The sequence below is a fragment of the Burkholderia catarinensis genome, assembly GCF_001883705.2.
GTDB lineage: Bacteria > Pseudomonadota > Gammaproteobacteria > Burkholderiales > Burkholderiaceae > Burkholderia > Burkholderia catarinensis.
On the sequence record NZ_MDEQ02000022.1, the window covers coordinates 52,701 to 70,804 of the forward strand.

An 18,104-nucleotide genomic window follows, 5' to 3' on the forward strand; every position below is an offset into this window, starting at 1 on the left:
TCCATGAAGAGGATTCTAGGGATCCGCCATAACGTGATGATTCTGTTTTAATATCGGCCCATCACTTTTTCATGATGAATACATGACCAGTCAATGAATTTCGACGCAAACGACGTGGTCAGGCGGCTGGGCGCGCGTCTGAAGATCCGGCATCTCGTGCTGTTGCTGCAGATCCAGCAGCACGGGTCGCTGACGCGCGTCGCCGAGCACATGGCCAGCAGCCAGCCGGCCGTGACGAACGCGCTGTCCGAGCTGGAGAGCATGTTCGGCACGCCGCTCTTCGAGCGCTCGTCGCGCGGCATGCGGCCCACCGCGCTCGGCGCGGTCGTGCTCGAGCGGGCGAAGGCGATGATCAAGGATCTCGACCACCTCGCCCGCGAGATGGAGGCCGTCGCCGCCGGGCATGCGGCCCACCTGCACATCGGCGTGATTCCGTTCATCTCCGGCCAGATGCTGTCGGCGGCGCTCAAGCGGCTGCAATCGCGCATGGAGCGGCGCCTGACCGTGACGATCCACGAAGGCACCAGCGATCAGCTCCTGCTGCAACTCAAGGATCACAGCGTCGACATCGTGATCGGGCGCGCGTCGTCGGCGATCGATCTGGGCCAGGTTTCCTTCGAGGTGCTGTATCAGCAGCAGCCGCGCATGATCGCGAGCCGGCGTCTTGCCGCGAAGCTGGCCCGCACGCCGCTGGACTGGCACAAGCTGCACGCGCTCGACTGGATTCTCGGCGCGCCGCATACGCCGATGCGGGAACAGGTGACCGACCTGTTCCTGTCGGCGGGCATCCCGTCACCCGTTCCGATCATCGAAAGCTACTCGTCGAAGCTGATCGGCGAAATGATTGCGTCGAGCGACGAGGCCGTATCGATCGTGCCGGCCGATATCGCGGAGGAGCTGGTGCGGATTGCCGGCGTGGCGATCGTGCCTTACTCGCTGGTCTGGACGCTCCCGCCGATCGCGCTGTTTACCCGCGCCGCCAATTCGCGCTCGCCGGCGCGGGACCTGCTCGTCGACGCGCTCCGCGAGGTGTGCAAGGAGACGTACGGGGAAGCGCAGCGATAAGGCTTCGGGCGCCGGTCTTGAACGGGCGTTCGCGCCCGCCGAGAACAATCGATCGTCCCGACCGATACCCTGTTGCCCCTGCGTACAGCCTATTTGCCGGCAGTGAGGCGTCGCAGTATTTCCCCGCGCTCGGCGCTCAGCACATGATCCGAACCCTCACCCCTGTCGTAGCGCCGGGTGGTCCGGTAGGAAAACCGCTTCTCGTACTGGCTGGTGGCGGGATCGAACACCCACGCGTCGACATCGAAAAAGTGCGCTTCGAAATGACTCTCGCCCTTGCCCCAGACATAATCCGCCCGAACGAACAGCGGATAGGGCGATACTTCCGGCACCTTCCACATCGCGCGGTCGGCCATCTCCGTTGCGGTGACTTTCGGCATCAGGTTCTCGATCTTGCCGTTCGCGCCATAACGCAATACCGCCACGCGCTCCAGCATCCCGCTGCCACCGCCCGAGAACATCCCCGAGAAGAAAACCCAGGAGCCGCCCGACGCAATCGGCAGCCGTTCGGATCGTGGATTCAGTCCGAACTGGTACAGCGCCTTCGAGGAATCGGGAAGCGGCGCGGGCGGCATCTCGAAGCACGGTGCATGGTCGGGAAGCACGCAGAGTTTCACGCCGGATAGCGGGAGCCCGTCGGCATCGTGCTTGCCCTCCGCCTGCATGAAACGCGGGAAAGCAGATTCGCCGGATGCCGCCTGAACACCGGTGAGCCCGACGACGGAAATGCCCAGGATGACTCCGAGCGTCTTATAGAACCCGCGCATGCACCTGCCCCCTCTCTCATCCTTTGAATTCCGCAGATTGTCGATGATCTGGCCGGCTTCTGCCGACGATCATGATTGATGCGTTTCGCAGGCGCTCATCGCTTGTTTTCCCGTTGGTTGAATACGCGGCGCGTCACCCCTGCGCCCGCTGACAAACCACCTCGATATTGTGCCCGTCCGGCCCGATGACAAACGCCGCGTAGTAGTTCGCGTGATAACGCGGCCGCAGCCCCGGCGCGCCGTTGTCTTTCCCGCCCGCGTCCAGCGCCGCGCGATAGAACGCATCGACTTGCTGCCGGCTCTCCGCCGTGAATGCGATGTGAAGATGCGCCGGCTTCTCCGCAGTCTGGAACAGACACAACGAAGGCTCGCCGGGCCGGCAAAGCTCGACCCCGTACGACGGCTCGCCCTCCCCCACAACCACTACGCCAAGGGGTTCAAGTGCGTTGAGGAAAAACGCTTTGCTGGCTGCATAGTCGCTGACGCCGAATTTGACGTGGTCAAACATGAGTCCCCCTCGGATGGATGGGTCTGCCGACACCCTGATGTGATGTGGAAATCACCGCGATGTTGCCACATGCAGCCATCGACGGCACACCCGTTCGCTCACCGAAAAAATTGGCCCGCGCCGGAAAGCGCGAGCCAAGCCGAGAACACACAACACCTTGGGGGGATCAAGGCGAGGCCAGTCTAGCCCGAGTCATCGAAAAGAAGATTTCAGGCCAAATTACAGCGATTACTCGATATGACAAAGCACCGACCGCCGTCGTTTGCGCCGGGTAGTGACGCAGCGCTCGCCTGCTTCGCTTTGGGCCAACGGATGGACATCGTCGCGCATTCCGTTTTCGCCTGACCGGGCCGGGTCAACGCGTACCGGACAGATGCTGCGTGAACCATTTCGCCGCCGCCTGGCTGGTTGCGTCGAAGTGTTCGACATACGGCGTGAAATGCCCGCCCTTGATCTGGAGCAACCGCTTCGGTTCCAGCGCGTTTTCCCATGCCTTGAGGCAAAGGTCGGTCGGCGTCAGTACATCCTGGTCGGCGACGATCATCAGCAGCGGGGTCGGCGAGATGCGCTCGACATACTGGCCCGGCTCGTTCTCGCGCGACATCTCGGCACTGCGCAACGTCACTTCATTTCTCCAGCTCGGCGCAAACTGCGCCGCCGATTCGGTGAAGAACCGGTACGCATCCGCGCCGGCCATCGCACAGGCGGCCATGGGATCGGCACTGACTGCCGGCAACATGGCCGGCGTGCCGCCCGCGAATCGCTGCCGGCGGTCTTCATCGAAGCGCGCCAGCATCGCGGGCACCAGATCGGAACGCGTGCGGCGCAAGCCCGACTGATACCCGCTGATCGTCGGCACCTGCGACACCACGCATTTGACGCGCCGGTCGATGGCGGCGACTTCGAGCACATGGCCGCCGCTGTAGCTGGTTCCCCAGATACCGATGCGCTCGGCGTCGACATCCGGGCGTGTCAGCAGATAGCTGATCGCATCGCGATAGCCGCGCTTCTGTTGCACGGGGTCGATCTCCTGACGCGGATGCCCGTCGCTTGCGCCGAAGTTCCGGTGATCGTAGAGCAGCACCGCAAAGCCGCTGTCGGCGAACACCTCCGCATAGCGGTCCAGGTACTGTTCCTTCACTGCCGAGTAACCGTGCGCCATCACGATGGCAGGATACGTTTCGCTATCGGCGATGCGTTGCGCCGGCTCGTAAAACCAGCCTCGCAGCGTGGCGGATTCGGACGGAAATTCGATGTCGTATCGCGTCATGTCGGCTTGCCTCATTCGGTCGGTGGTATCGATGACCGACACGATAAGCGCACATGCCGCGCCCCGCGTGCTCTGGAAAGACGTTTGCTACGCGGAATCGGACAGTTTCGCGTAAGCGCTCGGCGTCATGCCGGTGAACCGGCGAAACACGGTCGAGAATGCGCTCGTCGTTTCGTAGCCCAGTTCGGCCGCGACAGCGATCACGGAGCGCCCCGATGCGAGCAACGGGCGCGCGGCCGAAATCCGGGCCTGCTGTCGCCACTGGCTGAACGACAATCCGGTTTCGGCATTGAACAGCCGCGCCAACGTCCTGCTAGACGCACCGACTTCATCGGCCCATGCCGTCAGCGCTCGTTGATCGGCCGGATTCGACAGAATCGCATCGCAGACCCGCGCAAGGCGCCGATCCTGGCCGGACGGAAGCGGCAATGGCTGCTCGGGAGACCACTCGATTTCAGCCAGCATGAGCTGGATGACGAGATCGTCGCGTCCGGCGGGACGGGCATTGATCGGGAGAGACGCCGCGCGCACGATCAGTTCACGCAGCAGCGGCGAAACGTCTACCAGCCTCGGCTGATTCGGGTATGCCGACGGGTACGCGCGCGGGTCGACGTACGCGGTCCGCATTTCGAGCTGCCCGTGTGCACGCATCGCATGCGGAAGGTCGGGAGGGACCCAGAGTGCGCGATGAGGCGGGATCATCCAGAGCGACTGGCGTGCGATGACTTCGGCGATGCCCGTCGTGGTGTAGACGAGTTGCGCGCGCGGATGCCGATGTTCTGCGACGACGAAGCCGTCGGGAAACGCTTTCGGCATGACTGCCGCGATACCCGGCGCGTTCTGGTAGTCGCGCGGGTCGGTGCTCTTCGGGACAGGTGCGATGCCGGCACGCTTCGGGTTGGCTGTCGCGTTGTGCTCGATCGCGCCACCGTGGCCGCGCCCTTCGACCTTCATCGCTCGTCCTCTCATTTGTGCGGGATGTGGCCAGGTCATGCGATCCCGGCGAACCGGACGGATGATACGGGAATGGCTGCTTCGGGGAATTCCGGTCGGCAGAAATGAGTCGATAACGGAAGCTGGTCGCGAATACCACGGCGCAAACACGATGCCCTGCGACGAAGTTCCGATATCGGTCATCTACAGTCGTGGGCAATCGCTGTCAAGCAGCCATTCGAACGTCGGCTGTACCTTGCCAAGGGACACACGCGTGCCAATCATATCCGTCGCGGCACGCCACGCCACGCCACGCCACGCCACGCCACGCACCGTACGCGAAGGCGCGCGAATGTGGGCCTGTCCGATCGTCTTGGGACACGCGCACCGAGCATCGATCGACGCCGTGACGCTTAACCCGGAGCGCGGCTCAGTCGTCGCTCGCCGCTGCCGATAAACTGCCCGTGGCTGCATTAGCGGGGCGACAACTAAATTGACGCGTGCCGAATCATGCGCCTGGCCAACTGTGCGTTACGCCACGAGCAGACAAACGGCAGCGTGTACCTTAGACTCTTGCCGCAATGACCATCAAGTGGCCGGAGGCTTCGTCAACGAGAGCATCCAGGAAATGCATCCGGCTCAGGGACGACATCGCCTTTGTCCATCTGATCAGCATCCGAGCGAGCCTCGAAAGGTTGGGCAACTGCACGGAAGCGTTGCTGCGGCAAAGCCGCTCGGCCGTCGCGGTGAAGCCTGTGAACGATAGAAGTATCTGAGGATGCTGTATGGCGACCAAGCTGTCATTTGAAGTTCTCGAAGTTCTGGATGCAATTGACCGGACCGGTACATTCGCCGAGGCGGCCGAGTTGTTGCATAGAGTTCCGTCGACGCTCACCTACCTTGTGCAAAAGCTGGAAAGCGACATGGATGTCGAGCTGTTCGATCGCAGCGGCAGACGGGCGAGACTCACGGAAGCAGGTCGTGCTGTTGTGGAAGATGGGCGTCGACTTTTAAACGCGGCTCGACACCTGGAGGTCAAAGCAAAAGGTATTCGAGACAGTTGGGAATCGGAGCTTCGACTATGCGTCGATGCAATCTTGCCATTCCAGTCCTTGTGGCCGTATGTCCATGCCTTCTACGACCTGGAGATGAAGACCCAGCTAAGTCTTTCCACCGAGGTGCTCGGGGGCGTGTGGGATGCCCTGATTACGCGACGTGCCGATCTTGCGATAGGGGCGTTCGGCGAGCCGCCGCACGCCGCCAATATTGCGGCCCGGCCAATCGGAACCCTCCGGCACGTTTTTGTCGTGGCACCGGACCATCCACTCGCCCGAATGCCCGAGCCGTTGGAGAGCGAAACGATCGCAAGATATCGAGGTGTTGTCATCAGTGACACTTCTCGCGAACTGCAACCGCAATCTGTGGCCACCCGTGACGGACAGCCGCGGATCATCGTGCCGACGCTCGCGGCTAAACTGCAAGCACTGTGCGAAGGTATCGCTGTCGGGATGCTCCCCGATCTCGTAGCGAAAGAACCGATACACGAAGGCAGGCTGGTCGCGCGTCGCATTGTGGGTGTGCGCGAATTCACGAATGGCTACCTCGCTTGGCGCGAGGACAAGGTAGGGAACGCTTTGAACTGGTGGATTGCGCAGCTAGACAGCGCCGATCTGCTTGAACGGCTCCTGACGCCGCGTCAAGAGAGTAAAGGCCAGCCCGGGGCGGCCGCTTGCGCAGTCCGTTACCAAAGCGCGGAGTAGCGGCCCATCAGTGCTGCTGTCTGAGGACCTTCGCCGGTGCATGCAGTTGGACATTCGAAGGTCCGCTTGGCACTGAACCTTGCCGTTGAGTTGCCGAGGCATCCAACGGCTGCAGCGGGTCGACTGCCGCCGACTGCATCATGCAAAGGTCGGCCAATTTGAGACATCCGGCGGGCGCGCACCAATCGTTGACAATCACAAGCTCGATACATCGCGCATCGGCTCTTGACCGCCGTTCGTTCGCTCGTGCTACGATCGGCGGTGCCTGACTGACCAAACGCAAGCAGGCGTTGATCAACTCGTAGTTGACTGCAAAAAAGCCCCTCGAACAATGTACGCAGCTGCCTGGCCTCCCTCGAAAACGTACTGAACGCCTACGTCGATGCAGTGATTGCATCCGCCTTGGCATTCGTCCCGGACCTGTTGTGAATAGCAGTCCGGCGATGTCGCTCGAATCGACTGATCGCATCCAGATTCGTGCGCGTGCATTTTCAAGAGACCACAACATGCGTATTTTCAATACGATGGCGGCTCGCGCCATCCCGCTCGTTCCCCGTTCGCTGATCCGCAAGATCTCTCGCCGCTATATTGCCGGCGAAACGCTCAGCGATGCCTGTACGCGCATTCAAGCGCTCCACGCAGCAGGCTTTCGAACAACCGTCGATGTGCTGGGCGAGACTGCATCGTCAACCGGTCAGGCGGAATCGATGACTCGCGATTATCTCGATCTCGTCCAGACGCTCGGTGCGAAAAATGAACCCGCCGAACTCTCGATCAAATTGACCGCACTAGGGCTGCATCTTGACGAAGACGCATGCATCGCGCGAATCTCAACGATTCTGCGAGCGGCAGCAGCCCGCGGAATCAGCTCGTGCATCGACATGGAAGATGTCAGTTGCACCCAGAAAACTCTCGACGCGTTCCGGAAGCTCGAAGCCGACGGGTATGCAGTCGGAATCGCGCTGCAAGCGTATTTGACGCGCACGAACAATGACATCGTTCCACTACAGGCTCGCAAGAGCCGCATGCGTATTTGCAAGGGAATTTATGCAGAGGGAAGCGAGCATCTCGTCGACGGTGCATCAACGGATCGTGCGGCGATCAATGCGCACTTCGTCCGACATGTTTCGAGCGCAATACTGGCCGGATCATTCGTGGGTATTGCAACCCACGATGCACAATTGATCGACACGCTGACCAATTGGCTGCAACGCGAGCGGATTGACATGTCACGGTTCGAGTTCCAGATGCTGCTGGGAGTGTGCGAACCAGTACGTGACGCCCTGCTTGCGCAAGGATTCAACGTGCGCGTCTATGTGCCATATGGGCATGACTGGTACGGCTACAGCACTCGGAGAATCAAGGAGAATCCTCGAATCGCCGGATATATCCTGGCGGCGATGATACGTAACGATCGAGCACGCTAGCAAAGCACGATCGGCGGAGCGGGACCAACCAGATCGCTGGTCCCGCTTTTATGTTTATCGTGGACGACAGCGAAGCGATTCGCCCACACCGCGTGTCCGTCAAGCGCAACGGGCGATCTCAAGCAAACCGAATCTCGCCATGTCTCGCACCGATTTGAACCTCGGTCTGCAACATCAAGCAAAAGTCACCGCTCAACGAACGAGCGGTGGCCGCAGGGACAAAAAGTAGCGTGCGCACCTTGTCGGCAGCGATTCCGGTGCGCACATTCTCCGCTAAATCGGCCTAAAGAATCCGATCCAGCGCGTCCGAAAACCGCGCAACCGCACCATCGACATCGTGCAGCTTGTCCAGGCCGAACAACCCGAGGCGGAACGTCTTGAAGTCTTCCGGCTCATCGCATTGCAGCGGAACACCGGCCGCGATCTGCAAGCCGACATCGGCGAACTTCTTCCCGGACCGCATACCGTCATCGTCCGTATAACTGACCACGACACCCGGCGCCTCGAACCCTTCAGCCGCCACGTTCCTGAAACCCTTCTCCGCCAGCAGCGCACGAATACGCGTGCCGAGTTCAAGCTGCTCCGCTTTCACCTTGTCGAAGCCGTATGCCTCGGTTTCCTTCATCACGTCGCGCAGCGTCGTAAGACTGTCCGTGGGCATCGTCGCGTGGTACGCGAACCCGCCGCCCTCGTAGGCTTCCATGATCTGCAGCCACTTGCGCAGATCGCACGCGAAGCTGGTGCTGGTCGTCGAATCGATGCGCTCGCGCGCGAGCGTGCTGAGCATCACCATCGCGCAGCACGGCGACGCGCTCCAGCCTTTTTGCGGCGCGCTGATCAGGATATCGACGCCGCTCGCCTGCATGTCGACCCAGACCGTGCCGGACGCGATGCAATCCAGCACGAACATGCCGCCGACCGCACGCACGGCGTCGGCCACCGCGCGCAAGTAGGCATCGGGCAGCATCATCCCGGACGCGGTTTCGACATGCGGCGCAAAGACCAGATCGGGCTTGTTTGCCTTGATCGCGGCGACCACTTCCTCGATCGGGGCCGGCGCATAGGCAGCCTGCCTTCCCGCTTCGACCGGACGCGCCTTCAGCACCGTCGTTTCGAACGGAATGCTGCCCATGTCGAAAATCTGCGACCAGCGGAAACTGAACCAGCCATTGCGGATGACGAGGCACTTCTTGTTCGTCGCGAACTGCCGCGCCACGGCTTCCATGCCGAACGTCCCGCTGCCCGGGACGATCACGGCCGACTTCGCGTTGTAGACTTTTTTCAGCGTGGCGGAAATGTCGCGCATGACGCCCTGAAAGCGCTGCGACATATGGTTGACCGAGCGATCGGTGTACACCACCGAATATTCGAGGAGCCCCTCGCGGTCAACATCGGGAAGTAAACCTGGCATGCTCGCCTCCGGTGAAAGATGAACGATGGAATCAGGGCGCGCAGCGCCTGCGACTCGATACTGCTCTGCACCAATGCAATGACGTCATTTCCTCGACGAAAGCAGATTCTAACGAACGCCGCCCGCCGCTTGGGGCATATTTTGTCTGCGATCCGGCGCGGTGTTCGTCAATGCCGGTCCGTGCCGCGCACGTAGCCCTGTTCCGTGTAAGGGTTAACGGCGCTTGCGGCGAGCGCCGCCTAACATGGCGCCTGACCCATCACGACGGAGCCATTGATGATCCCCTCTCCCGCATCGTCACTGCTGTCGCCCACCGATCCGGCGCTCGCCGAGCGCATCGATGCAGTACTGTCCCGCCAGCTCGACACGCAGCGCCTCGTCGGCGCAGTCGTCCTCGTGGCACGCAACGGCGAACTCGTCTATCGCCGCGCGGCCGGGTTCGCGGACCGCGAATCGCGCACGCCGATGCGCGAGGACACGCTGTTCCGGCTCGCATCGGTGACGAAGCCGATCGTCTCTGCCGCGGCGATGGTGCTCGTCGCACAACACAAGCTGTCGCTCGACGACGACGTCACGCGCTGGCTGCCCGAGTTCCGTCCGGCGCTGCCTGACGGCCGCGTGCCGACGATCTCGGTGCAGCAGTTGCTCACGCATACCGCCGGCCTCGATTATCGCTTCAACGAAGTCGACGCGCAGGGTCCCTACGCACGTGCAGGCGTCTCCGACGGGCTGGATGGCGCGTCGATCACGCTCGGCGAAAACCTGCGCAGGATCGCGAGCGTGCCGTTGCTGTTTGCGCCCGGCACCCACTGGAACTATTCGCTGTCGATCGATGTCGTCGGCGCGCTGATCGAAGCCGTCTGCGGGGTGCCGCTCGCCGACGCGATCGATGCGCTCGTGCTTCGTCCGCTCGGCGCTCGGGACACGGCCTTCGTCGCGCGCGATCCCGCCCGGCTCGCTACGCCCTATGTCAACGACACGCCGCAGCCGCATCGGCTCGCCGAGAACGAGACCGTGCCCATCGTCGAAGGATTCGTCGGCGTGACGTACTCGCCGTCGCGCGCGCTCGATGCGCATGCGTTCGCGTCGGGCGGTGCCGGGATGGTCGGTACCGCCGGAGACGTGCTGACGGTGCTGGACACGCTGCGTGCAGGCGGCGGCACCATCCTGCCGGCCGACCTGGTCGACGAGATGGGCCGCGTACAGACCGGCGATCTCGAATTGCCGGACCGGCCCGGCGCGGGATTCGGAATCGGTTTTTCGGTGTTGCGCGACCCGCGCGCGGCTGCGTCGCCGGAGTCCGTCGGCACGTGGCGCTGGGGTGGCGTGTATGGTCATTCGTGGTTCGTCGATCGCGCACGCGGGCTCACTGTCGTGTCGCTGTCGAACACGCTCTACGAAGGGATGAACGGCCAATACACGATCGATCTGCGCGACGCCGTCTACGGCGCCGGGTAACACGCCCGACAAAATAGGGGCCCACGCCGGAAGGCATGGGTCCAATCGAGACAACACAACCGCCAGGGGACAAAGCGAAACCCGTCTGGCCCGAGTCACCGGAAATAATCTTTCATCGCGGACGACAGCGACTCATTCGCATGACGAATCACTGGCCGATGCCGTTCGATCCTGTGGCGACGCCTCGTTTGCGGCCATTCGGAGAAGCTCGAAGGGACGAGCGGCCGCTACGGTGACGATTTCGCGCTGGTTGCATTCGGCAAGACGAACTCGACACGCCGGTTCAGTTTTCGTCCGTCCGGATTGTCCGCACCGTTTTTCAGCGTGTTGAGCGCGACCGGCCGGCTGCCGCCGAAGCCCTTGACCGACAGCCGCGATTTTTCCGCGCCGTGCGCGATGAGCCAGTCGGCCACGGCATTTGCCCGTCGAAACGACAGGTCCCGGTTATAGGAGGCGGAACCTTTGGAATCGGTGTGTCCTTCGATAACGACAGTGCCGACGCGAATGGACGTGATGAGCCGCAGAATGTCCTGGAGTGTCGGCTCGGCGGACGGCTGGATGCTCGCCTTGTCGAAATCGAACAAGACATCGCCCATCATCGACACCCTGACGGCCGTTTTGTCTTGCCGCACGGACAGACCACTGTGCTGTGCGGCAAGCCCGGCAACCCGGGCGGACAGATCCAGGCTGGCGCTGTTCGTATCGGACGACAGCCCTTTCAGGTCCAGAATCGTCGGCTTGAGATCGCGGATGTCGCGATTGTAGGGCGGCTCCTGCGCGAGAACCCCACTCGCAGTCGTCATCGACATCAGTACCGCGAGAGTAGATTTGATCGCTCGATTCATCGCTATCGATCGGTGATCTTGATGCCGTCGAGGGTCTCGACATTGGGGATCGTCAGCGACACCTTGGTGATGTTCTTCGGCGGTGCGGGAAATTTTCCATACCAGGTGCCGGCAACGGGAGAATCCTTCGATATGCTGAGGATGACGCGAGGATTGGTCAGCGGCTGATTATGGCTATCCGTCAGCAACAGGTGTTTCTTGTTGCCGGCAAGGACATAGAAACTGTTTTCGTAATCGCTTTTGCTAATCGAGCCATAGAGCGCTTCTGTCTTGTGATCGACGAGGGGCTTGAACCGCACCTTGATGGTCAAAATATCGCCGTCCCGAACCGCCTCGATCACCTGAGCCTCGGCCGCGCCGCTCGACGTGACACCGGCAGCCAGTGGCGTGACGGTCGTGCCCGCCGTCTGAGCCTGGGCCGACGCGATGCCAGCCAACCCCATGGTCGCCAGCAGTGCACCCACCACGGTGCAGACGCTCACTGCGGTTCTAATCGGAGTCACGATAGCCATCCTCTTTTGATCAAGGTTATTGGTAACGCGCATTAATTACCGAATAAATTCTTGTACGGCGCCTATTCGGAAACATTTGCCCGCATTTCGCAATTCAGCATTTAGTAAGGAAAATATCAGACTATTGGAAGGGAAGGCAACCCGTGAAATTCATACCTGCTTCGGATGCAGCGCACAACAATGACGGGCATGCGCATTCCACCTTCATCCATTGCGTTGATACCTCGATGCCAATTTTTATTAATTTGCATTGCGAATCAGTTTCGGGTGGCCAGGCGGAAGGCCTGCTCAGGCTCGGTAAACGACATGCCGCGAACAACAAAAAAAGGCCCGACAGCGTCGGGCCAATGGGTTTGAGACACAAGGAGAATCCCGCCCACTCCATACCGGGCGGTTACGCCGCGCTACACGACGTTCTTTTCGACGATCGGCCGGTTTTCCAGCACACGCTCCCAGCCGAGCGACGACAGGTCGAGCGTTTCATAACGCCCGCCCAGAATGAGTTCACCGACCCCGCGCCCGGTCGCCGGCCCTTGCTGCAGCCCGTGGCCGCTATAGCCGTTCGCGAACACGACGTTATCGAGTTCCGGGTGATAGCCGATGATCGCGTTGTGGTCGAACACGTTGTACTCGTAGTACCCCGACCAGCAATTCTCGACGCGCAGCGCCTCGAACTCCGGCACGCGATTCGCGAGCGTCGGCCAGATCACGTCGTCGAACAGGTCGTGGTCGACTTCGTCGAGCGGCAGGTCGTCCGGGTCGCGATCCGGGCTCGGCGACGTGCCGCAGATATACGTGCGCCCTTCCGGCCGGAAATACACGCCGGTCGGGTCGATCAGCAGCGGGCAATCGGTGAGCTTCGCCGGCGACGACACGTTGAAGATGCTGCGGCGCCGCGCATACACGGGGATGTCGATGCCCATCATCGACGACAGCGTGCGCGTCCATGCCCCGGCTGCGTTGACGAGCGTGTCGCACGCGTAACGTTCGCCGTCGCCGGTCACGACATGCGTAATCTTGCGGCCGTCGCGCACGACCTCCTTCACATCGGCCGGCACATAGCGCGCCCCGAGCGCCTGCGCTTTCTTGCGCAGCGCCTGCACGAGCCCGTAGCCGTCGAACCAGCCTTCGCCGCTCACGCCATACGCACCCGACACGAGATCGTCGACGTTCAGCCACGGAAACTTCGCGCGCAGCGCATCGCGATCCATCAGCCGGATATCGGCGCCGAGGCGGGTCTGCAGCGCATGATTCTCGCGCAGCGTCGCGTCGCCGGCCGGCGTCGCGAGGAACAGGTAGCCGCCTTCGTGCAGATCGATCGACGGCCGGTTGCCGTCCACTTCGAGCCGTTCGCCGATCGAGCGCAGGAAGTCGATGCCGAACAGCGACATCTCGATCGACAGCGGCGTCGAGAACTGCTGGCGAATCGACGCGGCCGACAGCGCCGACGACGATCGCGCATAGGTGGGGTCGCGTTCGATGACGGTCACGGCGACCGTGGGATCGGTGGCGCGCAGGAAATAGGCGATCGAGCTGCCGATCACACCACCGCCGACGATGACGACTTGAGAACTCACGACTGACTCCAGTTGCACGTAAAAGGCGCGGCCAGCCGGCCGCGCCCGATGGTTGTTCGTGCCGCGTCGCGCGCGGCGCCGCGCGGGCAGGCTTGTGCGGCTATTGCTCCGGCGTGCGCCGCGATCGCAACCGATCGCTCACGGTATTTCAGCACGTCCGGCATCGCCGCGAAAGCCCGCGCGATTGTTGCGTTCAGTCCGCCGATTTCGTCGTGACGGGCTGCCATGCGACGTTCTTCACTTCATACAGCGTCGAACTCGGGTTCTTCAGGTCGCCCGTGTTCGTGAACGCGATCGTGCCCGTGATGCCGTCGTAGCGCGTACCCTTCAGCGCGCCGTTGAAATCGGCCGGCTTCGTCGAGTTCGACTTCTGCATCGCGTTGATCGCGATCCACGTCGCGTCGTACGCGAACGGCGCATACGCGAGCATGTCGACGCCGTACTTCTGCTTGAATTTCGTTTCGAACTGCTTGCCTTTCGCGAGACGCGACAGCGGCTGCCCGTACTCCCACACGGATGCGCCTTCCGCCGCATTGCCGGCCAGCTTGATGAAGTTCGCGTTCATCACGCCGCCGCCCGCGAGGAACTGCGCGCGGATGCCAAGCTGGCGCATGCGCTTGACCAGCATCGCGGCCTGCGCGTCGAGGCCGCCGAAGAACACGAGGTCGGCGTTGGTGCTCTTGATCTTCGTGAGCTGCGCGCTGAAATCGACCGCCTTGTCGTTCGTGAATTCGCGCGCGACGATCGTGCCACCGTTCGCCTTCACGGCCTTCTCGAATTCGTCGGCCTCGCCCTGGCCGAACGCGGTGCGGTCGTCGATGATCGCGATGCGCTTCGCCTTGGTCACGCTCGCCGCATAGGCGCCCGCGTTGCCGGCGTTCTGCGTGTCGGTCGCGATCACGCGGTACACGGTGTCGAGCCCGGCGCGCGTGATGTCGGGATTGGTTGCCGACGGCGTGATCATCGGGATGCCGGCTTTTGCGTAGATCTTCGAGGCGGGCAGCGTGGTGCCTGAATTGAAATGGCCGATCACGACGGCCACCTGCACGTCGGTGAGCTGCTGCGCGGCCTGCACGCCGGTGCGCGGATCGCTCTGGTCGTCCTGCGACGCGACGACGAATTTCACGGGCTTGCCGCCCACCGTCGTATGCGCGGCATTCGCTTCGTCGACGGCCATGCGCACGCCGTTCTCGATGTCCTTGCCGTACGCGGCGCCGCCGCCCGTGAGCGGGCCGGCCACGCCGACCTTGACGACCGTTTCCTGCGCATGGGCCGCGCCCGTCTGGAGCGCGAGGATCGCGGCGGTCAGTGCGATGCCGGAAAGCGAACGAATGCGGAACGTCATGACTGCCCTTCTTCTGTGGGTCGGGATGCAACGCGCGACTGCCGCGCGTCGGCGGCCTCTCGCATGCCGGTGATTCCGTCCGCCGCGGGGGCGCCATTCAATGCGCCCGACCCGCCGGCCGGTCACCGCGGTTCCGTCTCCGTGGAACCTTTCATCGCGAAAGAGGTGAATGGATTGTGGGTAGCCAATACCCGTGCAGCAAACGAAATATCGGAACTATGTTGTGAGGATTTGTCATCAAGTTCCGCGTTGGCGGCCGGCCCACGGCCCGCGCAGCGGTGAGCCGTGGGTGGAAAACGTCGGTGGGGATATGCGCCGGCATCCGTAGATAAAGGCCGGCCGTGGTGATGCCGATGGCGCATCATCGCGGCGCCTGCCGCGCCGCGCTATCGGTCAGTGCCGATCGGTGCCCGTATGCTTGCGCACCGCATCGGCCGCCTCGCCGGCCTTTTCCTGGATCTTGCCGGCCTGCTGCTCGGCGAGGCCTTCCGCTTCCGTCTTGCGGTCGCCCGTCACCTTGCCGAGCGCTTCCTTGACCGAACCCTTCACCTGTTTCAGCTTGCCTTCGATGCGATTCCTGTCCATGGTCGTCTCCTGCGATGGGTGGGGAGAGCCGGCGATGTAGCGGCCTGCGCCGCACCGCCGAGTGGACAGGATCGCAGGCGGACGCCGCGCGCGGCAGATGCGGATGCACCAGCGCGCATGGTGCATTCGTACCGGCGGCGTCAGTCCTTGCCCTTCGCTCCCCCCTTCTCGCCGCGCGTGCCGTTCGCTTCCGCCGCGCCGACGATCCCGCGCTCGCGCGCCCACACGATCGCCTCGCCGCGGCTGTGCACGTCGAGCTTTGCGTAGATCGTCGCGACGTGATTGCGCACGGTGTTCGGCGCGAGCCCGAGGCGGCCGGCGATCTCCTTGTCGGCAAGACCGCGACACAGCAGGTCGAACACATCGCGCTCGCGCGTGGTCAGGTCCGCCAGTTGCGCGCCCGCGTCCGGCGCATTCGCGCGCCGCACGTTCGCGAGCTTCTCGATCAGCGTGCGGCTGAACCACGACGCGTCCTGCATCGCGGTCTCGATCGCGTAGACGAGCTCCATCTCGGTGCGCTTGCGATCGCTGATGTCGAGCAGCGCGACGAGCACGCAGTCCCGCCCGTGAATCGCGACCGGTTCGGCCGACACGACGCAATCGCGCACGTCGCCGTCGCGCGTACGGATCTGCACGTCCGCGTCGCGCACGCTGCCGTCGCGCGCGAGCCGGCCCTGGATACGCTGCCACGCGCCCCGTTCGGCCCACAGCCCGAGCTCGTCCGCGGACTTGCCGAGCAGGTCGTCCTGCGCATGTCCCGTCATCGCGGCGAACGCGCCGTTCACGTCGAGCAGCTCGAAACGGTCGGCCGTGACGATCGCGGTCGCGACCGGCGCCATCCGGAACGCGGTCGCGAAACGCTCCTCGCTCTGCCGCAGCGCGCGCTCGGCCTGCTTGCGCGGCTCGAGATCCATGAACGTGAACAGCATGCACGCTTCGTCGTTCATGTCGATCGGCTGCCCGGCAACGACCACCGCCTTCGTGCTGCCGTCCGCGAGTTTCAGCACGGCCTCCATCTGCGGAATCGTCGCGCCTTCGCCGAGCCGCTCGATCGCAAGCTCGCGCTGCTCGGCGTGTTCGAGCACGTCGATCTCGTACACCGAGCGGCCGAGCACGTCGTCGCGTGCGTGGCCGGTCATGTCGAGAAAGCCCTGGTTGACCTTCACGTAGCGCAGATCGTCGAGCCGGCAGATCACGGCCGGCGCCGGGTTCGCGTTGAAGGTGCGCTCGAAGCGCTCCTCGGCGCTCGCCCATTCGGTCGCGTCGTGCAGCACCAGCGCGAGGCAGTCGGGTTCGCCGGCCGCGTTCGTCAGCACGAGACTGCGGATGCGGTGAACCCAGCTCACGGTCTCGTCGGCGGCCGATTCGACTTCGACCGTCACGTCGCTGAACTCCTCGCCGGCGATCACGCGATCCATCGGGTAGTGACCGTCGCGCACCGGGTGGTTGTTGCGGTAACGCAGCCGGAAGCGCTCGCGGTATTCGGTGACGTCCGCACCCAGCGCCTTCAGCTCGGTCACGCCGTGCATCGCGAGCGCGGCCTCGTTCGCCCAGACGATCCGCTGGTCGGGCTCGACCAGGATCACGCCCTCGGTCAGCCCCGCGATGATCTGGTGCAGCTGGCGCCGGTCGGTATGCGACTTGAGCGCCTGTTCGTTTACGGGTTCGTTCATTGAATGGGGGTCCACGTCGTCAACATGGTTGCCGGTCCGGCCGCATCCCGCGACGGCCGCCGCGTGTGGCGATGATCGCTTGCCGCCGATGCGGGCGACAGGCGCGGATGCACTATGCGCAATAGTACATTCGCACGCCGCGCCGCCATCGTGCGATACCCCGCCCACCGGGGCGGCATCGGCCCTGCCTCGCTGGTTCCCGCGTGGCGCATGGATGCACGCATCTGCCGTTCCCGCCCGCCGTTCCGTCCCCGGTGCAAACGCACTAGCCGACCCGGTGAATTTGCGCGATGTCCGCGTGCGTTCGCGCCGGTACGCTGGTACTGCATCGGCGCTCATGCGCTGCCCTTCCATACCGCCGAGGAGAACACCTGATGAAGCTGCATCAGACACCCGATCCGACGCGGCCCGAGCCGGCCCCGGACGATCCGCCCGAACCGCCGCCCGAACCGCCGCCCGGCACCGATCCGCCGGTGCCGGTGCCGCCCGACGTGCCGCGCCCCGACATGCCGCCGCACGAGCCCGGCTACGACACGCCGATCGCGCGGTAACGAGCACCGCGCATCGCCGTCACCCATTCCTCACGCCAATCGAAGGAGAACACCCATGGACAAGACCCCGCACCTTTCGACGCTGCTCGCCGTCAGCGCGGCTTTCCTGCTGAGTGCCGCACCGCTCACGAACGCGATTGCGCAGGACGCGTCGGCCGGCAACGGCATGAAGACCGAATCGAACCAGCCTGTCACCGACACGTGGATCACCACCAAGGTGAAGAGCGAACTCGCGACCACCGACGGCTTGAAGAGCGTCGACATCAGCGTGAAGACGGTCGACGGCGTCGTCACGCTGACGGGCGTGCTGCCGACGAAGATCGCCGTGAAGAAGGCCGTCGCCGTGACGCGCGCGATCAAGGGCGTGAAGCACGTCAACGCATCCGGCCTGAAGGCGAAGGCCTGACCTCCCGGCGC

General features: G+C 63.4%; 18 protein-coding genes. 6 read left to right on the forward strand and 12 right to left on the reverse strand.

The window, feature by feature from the left end:
- Window positions 1–93: 93 nt before the first annotated feature.
- Window positions 94–1,065 (forward strand): LysR substrate-binding domain-containing protein, encoded by a 972-nt coding sequence (locus BFF94_RS28475; RefSeq protein ID WP_128841754.1) that lies wholly within the window; start codon window positions 94–96, stop codon window positions 1,063–1,065.
- Window positions 1,066–1,154: 89 nt separating this feature from the next.
- Here BFF94_RS28475 and BFF94_RS28480 read toward each other — a convergent pair whose 3' ends face one another.
- The 4 genes from BFF94_RS28480 to BFF94_RS28495 all read right to left on the reverse strand — a co-directional run bounded on the left by BFF94_RS28480 (window position 1,155) and on the right by BFF94_RS28495 (window position 4,714).
- Entirely contained in the window at window positions 1,155–1,832 is a 678-nt protein-coding gene (locus BFF94_RS28480) for a hypothetical protein (protein WP_128841755.1), read from the reverse strand.
- A 133-nt stretch (window positions 1,833–1,965) separates the two neighbouring features.
- Entirely contained in the window at window positions 1,966–2,340 is a 375-nt protein-coding gene (locus tag BFF94_RS28485; protein WP_128841756.1) for a VOC family protein, read from the reverse strand.
- 355 nt (window positions 2,341–2,695) lie between these two features.
- The gene (locus tag BFF94_RS28490) at window positions 2,696–3,610 is read right to left on the reverse strand and encodes an alpha/beta hydrolase (protein WP_128841757.1); all 915 of its coding nucleotides are present in this window, start codon (window positions 3,608–3,610) and stop codon (window positions 2,696–2,698) included.
- A gap of 87 nt (window positions 3,611–3,697) precedes the next feature.
- Window positions 3,698–4,714 (reverse strand): AraC family transcriptional regulator, encoded by a 1,017-nt coding sequence (locus BFF94_RS28495; protein ID WP_246637435.1) that lies wholly within the window; start codon window positions 4,712–4,714, stop codon window positions 3,698–3,700.
- Window positions 4,715–5,328: 614 nt separating this feature from the next.
- On the opposite strand from BFF94_RS28495, the gene BFF94_RS28500 reads away from it, so the two are divergent.
- Entirely contained in the window at window positions 5,329–6,303 is a 975-nt protein-coding gene (locus BFF94_RS28500) for a LysR family transcriptional regulator (RefSeq protein WP_128841759.1), read from the forward strand.
- Between the two features lie 443 nt (window positions 6,304–6,746).
- On the forward strand, window positions 6,747–7,730 hold the full coding sequence (locus BFF94_RS28505; RefSeq protein ID WP_308286063.1) for a proline dehydrogenase family protein: 984 nt from the start codon (window positions 6,747–6,749) through the stop codon (window positions 7,728–7,730).
- A 283-nt stretch (window positions 7,731–8,013) separates the two neighbouring features.
- On the opposite strand, the gene BFF94_RS28510 is transcribed toward BFF94_RS28505, so the two are convergent.
- A complete protein-coding gene (locus BFF94_RS28510; RefSeq protein WP_128841760.1) occupies window positions 8,014–9,141 on the reverse strand; it encodes an aminotransferase class V-fold PLP-dependent enzyme in 1,128 nt (375 codons plus the stop codon).
- 276 nt (window positions 9,142–9,417) lie between these two features.
- Between BFF94_RS28510 and BFF94_RS28515 the strand changes: the two genes are divergently transcribed.
- The gene (locus tag BFF94_RS28515) at window positions 9,418–10,599 is read left to right on the forward strand and encodes a serine hydrolase domain-containing protein (protein WP_128841761.1); all 1,182 of its coding nucleotides are present in this window, start codon (window positions 9,418–9,420) and stop codon (window positions 10,597–10,599) included.
- 227 nt (window positions 10,600–10,826) lie between these two features.
- On the opposite strand, the gene BFF94_RS28520 is transcribed toward BFF94_RS28515, so the two are convergent.
- From BFF94_RS28520 to BFF94_RS28550, 7 genes are all read right to left on the reverse strand, one after another.
- Window positions 10,827–11,450, reverse strand: a complete 624-nt coding sequence (locus tag BFF94_RS28520; protein WP_372454349.1) for an OmpA family protein — start codon at window positions 11,448–11,450, stop codon at window positions 10,827–10,829.
- Complete coding sequence (locus tag BFF94_RS28525) at window positions 11,447–11,926, reverse strand: hypothetical protein (RefSeq protein WP_246637436.1); 480 nt, start codon at window positions 11,924–11,926, stop codon at window positions 11,447–11,449. Before BFF94_RS28525 ends, BFF94_RS28520 begins: the two co-directional genes overlap by 4 nt.
- Before the next feature lie 434 nt (window positions 11,927–12,360).
- On the reverse strand, window positions 12,361–13,533 hold the full coding sequence (locus BFF94_RS28530) for an NAD(P)/FAD-dependent oxidoreductase (RefSeq protein WP_128841763.1): 1,173 nt from the start codon (window positions 13,531–13,533) through the stop codon (window positions 12,361–12,363).
- The gene (locus BFF94_RS28535; protein ID WP_128841764.1) at window positions 13,530–13,760 is read right to left on the reverse strand and encodes a hypothetical protein; all 231 of its coding nucleotides are present in this window, start codon (window positions 13,758–13,760) and stop codon (window positions 13,530–13,532) included. Before BFF94_RS28535 ends, BFF94_RS28530 begins: the two co-directional genes overlap by 4 nt.
- On the reverse strand, window positions 13,727–14,878 hold the full coding sequence (locus BFF94_RS28540; protein WP_128841765.1) for a branched-chain amino acid ABC transporter substrate-binding protein: 1,152 nt from the start codon (window positions 14,876–14,878) through the stop codon (window positions 13,727–13,729). The genes BFF94_RS28535 and BFF94_RS28540 overlap by 34 nt, the downstream gene beginning before the upstream one ends.
- Before the next feature lie 393 nt (window positions 14,879–15,271).
- Window positions 15,272–15,463, reverse strand: a complete 192-nt coding sequence (locus tag BFF94_RS28545) for a CsbD family protein (RefSeq protein WP_128841766.1) — start codon at window positions 15,461–15,463, stop codon at window positions 15,272–15,274.
- 140 nt (window positions 15,464–15,603) lie between these two features.
- The gene (locus BFF94_RS28550; RefSeq protein ID WP_128841767.1) at window positions 15,604–17,136 is read right to left on the reverse strand and encodes a helix-turn-helix transcriptional regulator; all 1,533 of its coding nucleotides are present in this window, start codon (window positions 17,134–17,136) and stop codon (window positions 15,604–15,606) included.
- A 374-nt stretch (window positions 17,137–17,510) separates the two neighbouring features.
- Between BFF94_RS28550 and BFF94_RS28555 the strand changes: the two genes are divergently transcribed.
- Entirely contained in the window at window positions 17,511–17,687 is a 177-nt protein-coding gene (locus tag BFF94_RS28555) for a hypothetical protein (protein ID WP_164497717.1), read from the forward strand.
- A 55-nt stretch (window positions 17,688–17,742) separates the two neighbouring features.
- Entirely contained in the window at window positions 17,743–18,093 is a 351-nt protein-coding gene (locus BFF94_RS28560) for a BON domain-containing protein (RefSeq protein WP_128841768.1), read from the forward strand.
- Window positions 18,094–18,104 lie beyond the last annotated feature (11 nt).